The sequence below is a fragment of the Bacteroidota bacterium genome, assembly GCA_030706565.1.
GTDB lineage: Bacteria > Bacteroidota > Bacteroidia > Bacteroidales > JAUZOH01 > JAUZOH01.
On record JAUZOH010000351.1, the window covers coordinates 1 to 3,935 of the forward strand.

Sequence of the window (3,935 nt, forward strand, 5' to 3'; positions counted from 1 at the left end):
AAAAGAAACTTCTTGAAAAATACAAAAGTGAAATTGATCAGCAATTTTCTGAAGCAGAGAACCTCAGTCCTTATCAACTTGAAGATGTTTTTCGTCATACCTATGTCGACATGCCTGACGATTTGAAAAAACAAAAAGCCGAATATGAGAAATTTCTCAAATGGAAGGAGGACAGAAAATGAGTGTGATGACTATAGTTCAAGCCATTAATAATGCTTTAGACCTTAAGCTTGCTGAGGATAAAAATATAGTGATTTATGGCGAAGACGTTGGTTTTGAAGGCGGTGTTTTCCGGGTCACTGAGGGATTGCAAAAAAAATATGGAGTGGAAAGGGTTTTTGACTCTCCCCTGGCTGAATCCGCCATTGTAGGAACAGGCCTGGGCATGGCAGTGTCAGGCTTAAGACCGGTTGTCGAATTGCAATTCGACGGTTTTTCATATCCTGCATTGGATCAGATTATCTCCCATGTTTCACGGATGCACAACAGGACAAGAGGAAAGTATAAGGTACCTATGGTCATACGCTTTCCATACGGCGGGGGGATAAATGCGCTTGAACATCATTCAGAAAGCCCTGAAGCATTTTTCGCTCATATTCCGGGAATTAAAGTTGTAATCCCATCAACTCCGCACGATGCCAAAGGATTAATAATATCAGCAATTGAAAGCGATGACCCGGTTATATTCATGGAGCCAAAACGCATTTATAGGGCAATAAAACAGGAAGTTGCAGATGAAAAATTCTCCATTCCCATTGGCAAGGCAAAAGTTCTTACAAAAGGAACTGATGTAACGGTTGTCGCTTTCGGTGCTATGATTCGTGAGTGCCAGAAAGCACTAGTGCTGGCAAAAGAAGCCGGTATTTCTGCGGAGCTCATCGATCTACGCACAATTTATCCCATAGATAAAGAAACCATCACAAGATCTGTTGAGAAAACAGGAAGAATAGTGATTGTTGCCGAAGCGGTAACAAGTTTCAGCGTTGGCTCCGAACTTATTGCCATAGTCAATGAGGAAGCATTCCTTCATCTTGAAGCTCCCCCCAAAAGAGTGATGGGCTTTGACACTATTGTTCCCCTGGCCAGGGGTGAACATTTCTTTATGCAAACACCCGAGAGGATTTTCTACGAAATCGAAAGGACCGTTAAATTCTAAAATCAAGGCATATGAGATATGTTTTCAATTTTCCGGATATTGGCGAAGGACTCGAGGAAGGGATTATACTTGAATGGTATGTAACCAAAGGTCAGGAAATAAAGAAGGGACAATCGCTTGTTAAAATGGAAACGGATAAAGTGGTTGCCGATATTCCTTCACCTAAAACAGGAACCATAGTTACCAGATTTGGTAATGAAGGGGATACTATCCATGTGGGAACACCTCTTGTAGAGATTGAAATTGAAGGAGTATTCGGGGAAGATGCAATTGCTGAAGTAAAGGCCACTGCTAAAATGGAACCCCTGGAAGAAGGTTCTACAGGTGTTGTGGGTACAATAGAAGTAGCCGGTAACAATGCTTTTCTTCCTGCCAGCGAGGAAGGTTTTTCAATCCCAAAAGAAGCTGTTGCCAAGGTCCTTGCCACTCCTGTTGCCAGGGCATTTGCAAAAGAACAAGGCATTGATATAAATAGGGTCTCCGGAACCGGCCCGGGTGGCAGAGTAACCAAAACAGACATACAAAATTTCTACTTAAATAATCCTGCTGACAGACCTGCTGTTCACCTGCAGATTACATCCGGTGAAGCACTCACTTTTGAACCTCTTTCCCAGATAAGAAAGACGATAGCAAGGAACATGATTAATTCCAAGCTTAATGCAGCTCACATGACGGTTTTTGAAGAAGTAGAAGTATCAGACCTTATTTGGATCAAAGAAAAATATCAAAAGATCTACGCCGAAAAGAATGTTAAACTCACCTATCTCTCTTTTATTCTTAAAGCAACCGTAAATGCCCTTAAACAACACCGCCAGCTTAATTCACAACTGGACATGGAGAACAACAGGATGATCTATAAAAACTTTTATAATATTGGCATTGCTGTTGATACAGATGAAGGGCTTGTGGTTCCCGTTATCAAAAATGCAGATAAGCTTTCAATTTTCCAAATTGCACAGAAAATAACCGAGCTTTCGGAAAAAGCAAGAGAAAGAAAACTTACCCTTGAGGAGATGAAGGACGGAACATTTACGCTTACAAACTATGGTTCTATTGGCGGTATATATGGCGTTACAATAATTAACTATCCCCAGGCGGGAATACTGGGAATAGGCAAAATTTTAAAAACACCTGTTGTTAAAAACGATCAGATTGTAATTGGGAAGGTTTTGCCTTTATCACTTACCGTTGATCATAGAATTGTTGATGGAGGCGAAGCTGCGCGTTTTGTCATTCAAATAATGGAGTATTTGTCTGACCCGTTTTCACTTATGATGGAATGATCGAATAAAAATCATGAAGGAGGATGAATATGGACTATGATGTTATCATTATTGGTGCTGGACCAGCCGGATATGTTGCAGGCATCAGAGCCGGACAAATAGGTTTAAAAACTGCCGTTATTGAAAAAATTTATATTGGCGGGATGTGCCTAAATTGGGGTTGTATCCCCACAAAAGCATTAATGGAAAGCGCAAAGATCTTTGATAAGATAAAACACTCCTCCGAATTCGGAATTGAGGGTATTGATGTACAGAAACTTTCATTTAACTGGGAAAGAGCAAAATCCAGATCAAAAAACATAACCAAAAAACTTACCGCCGGAGTCAATTACCTGCTGAAAAAGAATGGAGTGGAGCTAATTACGGGCACCGCCAGACTTATTTCTGAGAATTCCGTCATGGTCAACGATAAAAAGATAAATGCCACAAATATCATAATTGCAACAGGTTCTAAACCCAGGGCAATGGATAAGTCAATTGGAAATGCGCCCATTGTTGAAATGGAAAAATTATTCACCCTGGAAACCATTCCCGACAATATTGTAGTCACAGGTAATCAGGTTTCAGCTGTCGAAATAGCCCAGTTTTTTAAACTTCTTGGGAAAAAGACGACTCTGGTTACGAATAGCAAAAGCTTTATGATGGGATTGGATGATCACCTTGTTTCATTTATCCGTAAAAAACTTCAATCAGAAAATATAGAGCTTTTTTTAAATGCTTTTCCAGAAAAATTTGAAAAAGGCAACCTTATAGTTGAGGGTAAAAAAATAAAATGTGACCTTCTTGTTAACTGTAATTCACGCAAGGCAATTATTCCAGAGAGCGAAATTCCGCTTGTACTCACTGAACGGGGATTTATAAATACATCAGATGATTTTGAAACAAATATCCAAGGGATATATGCTATCGGCGATGTCAGCGGAAAAAGTTTTGTTGCCCATGTTGCTTCAGCACAAGGAATTCACGTTATAAATACCCTGAAAGGGATCAAAGCCAATTTTAATACCCGAGCCTATCCCATTAATATGTACACTCTCCCGGAAATTGCCCAGATAGGCCTAAGCGAACAGCAAATTAAGGAAGAAGGTATAGATTATAAAATTAGTGAATTTCCTTTATCGGCTAATGGTAAAGCAATGATAGAAGGTAATACAGAAGGATTTATTCGTATGCTTTCCGATAGAAAATACGGGCAGGTCCTCGGAGTTCAGATCGTAGCTTCCAATGCCACCGATATGATTGCAGAAGCAGGTGCTTTTATGGAAATAGAAGGCACCGTTTATGATGTTGCCCAAACTATTCATGCTCACCCTACTGTTTCAGAGATATTCATGGAAGCAGGTTTTGATGCTTTCGACAAGGCTATTCATAAGTAAAAGCATGATTAAAATTTCAGCTTATTGTCTTCCCGATATTAAATTGCTTGAAGAAAGCAATACCCGATATTTAATCTGGATACCTGATAAACCGTATATCGTACTTGGAGCTTCAAACCA

The 3,935-nt window shown here is 39.8% G+C and carries 4 protein-coding genes; all 4 read left to right on the top strand.

Annotated elements, in window-relative coordinates; translation table 11 throughout:
• On the top strand, positions 1–182 hold a 182-nt coding region (locus Q8907_13900), incomplete at its 5' end, for a hypothetical protein (protein MDP4275363.1).
• Positions 179–1,156 (top strand): alpha-ketoacid dehydrogenase subunit beta, encoded by a 978-nt coding sequence (locus tag Q8907_13905; protein MDP4275364.1) that lies wholly within the window; start codon positions 179–181, stop codon positions 1,154–1,156. The genes Q8907_13900 and Q8907_13905, both read left to right, overlap by 4 nt.
• Before the next feature lie 11 nt (positions 1,157–1,167).
• Positions 1,168–2,439, top strand: coding sequence for a dihydrolipoamide acetyltransferase family protein (locus Q8907_13910; GenBank protein ID MDP4275365.1), 1,272 nt, complete (start codon positions 1,168–1,170; stop codon positions 2,437–2,439).
• A 23-nt stretch (positions 2,440–2,462) separates the two neighbouring features.
• Entirely contained in the window at positions 2,463–3,815 is a 1,353-nt protein-coding gene (gene lpdA / locus Q8907_13915) for a dihydrolipoyl dehydrogenase (protein ID MDP4275366.1), read from the top strand.
• The last annotated feature ends 120 nt before the right edge of the window (positions 3,816–3,935 follow it).

What these genes read in the sequence shown, in the direction of transcription:
- lpdA (MDP4275366.1), top strand. Translation starts at nt 2,463, where the DNA reads ATGAATATGGACTATGATGTTATCATTATTGGTGCTGGACCAGCCGGA.
- Q8907_13910 (MDP4275365.1), top strand. Translation starts at nt 1,168, where the DNA reads ATGAGATATGTTTTCAATTTTCCGGATATTGGCGAAGGACTCGAGGAA.
- Q8907_13905 (MDP4275364.1), top strand. Translation starts at nt 179, where the DNA reads ATGAGTGTGATGACTATAGTTCAAGCCATTAATAATGCTTTAGACCTT.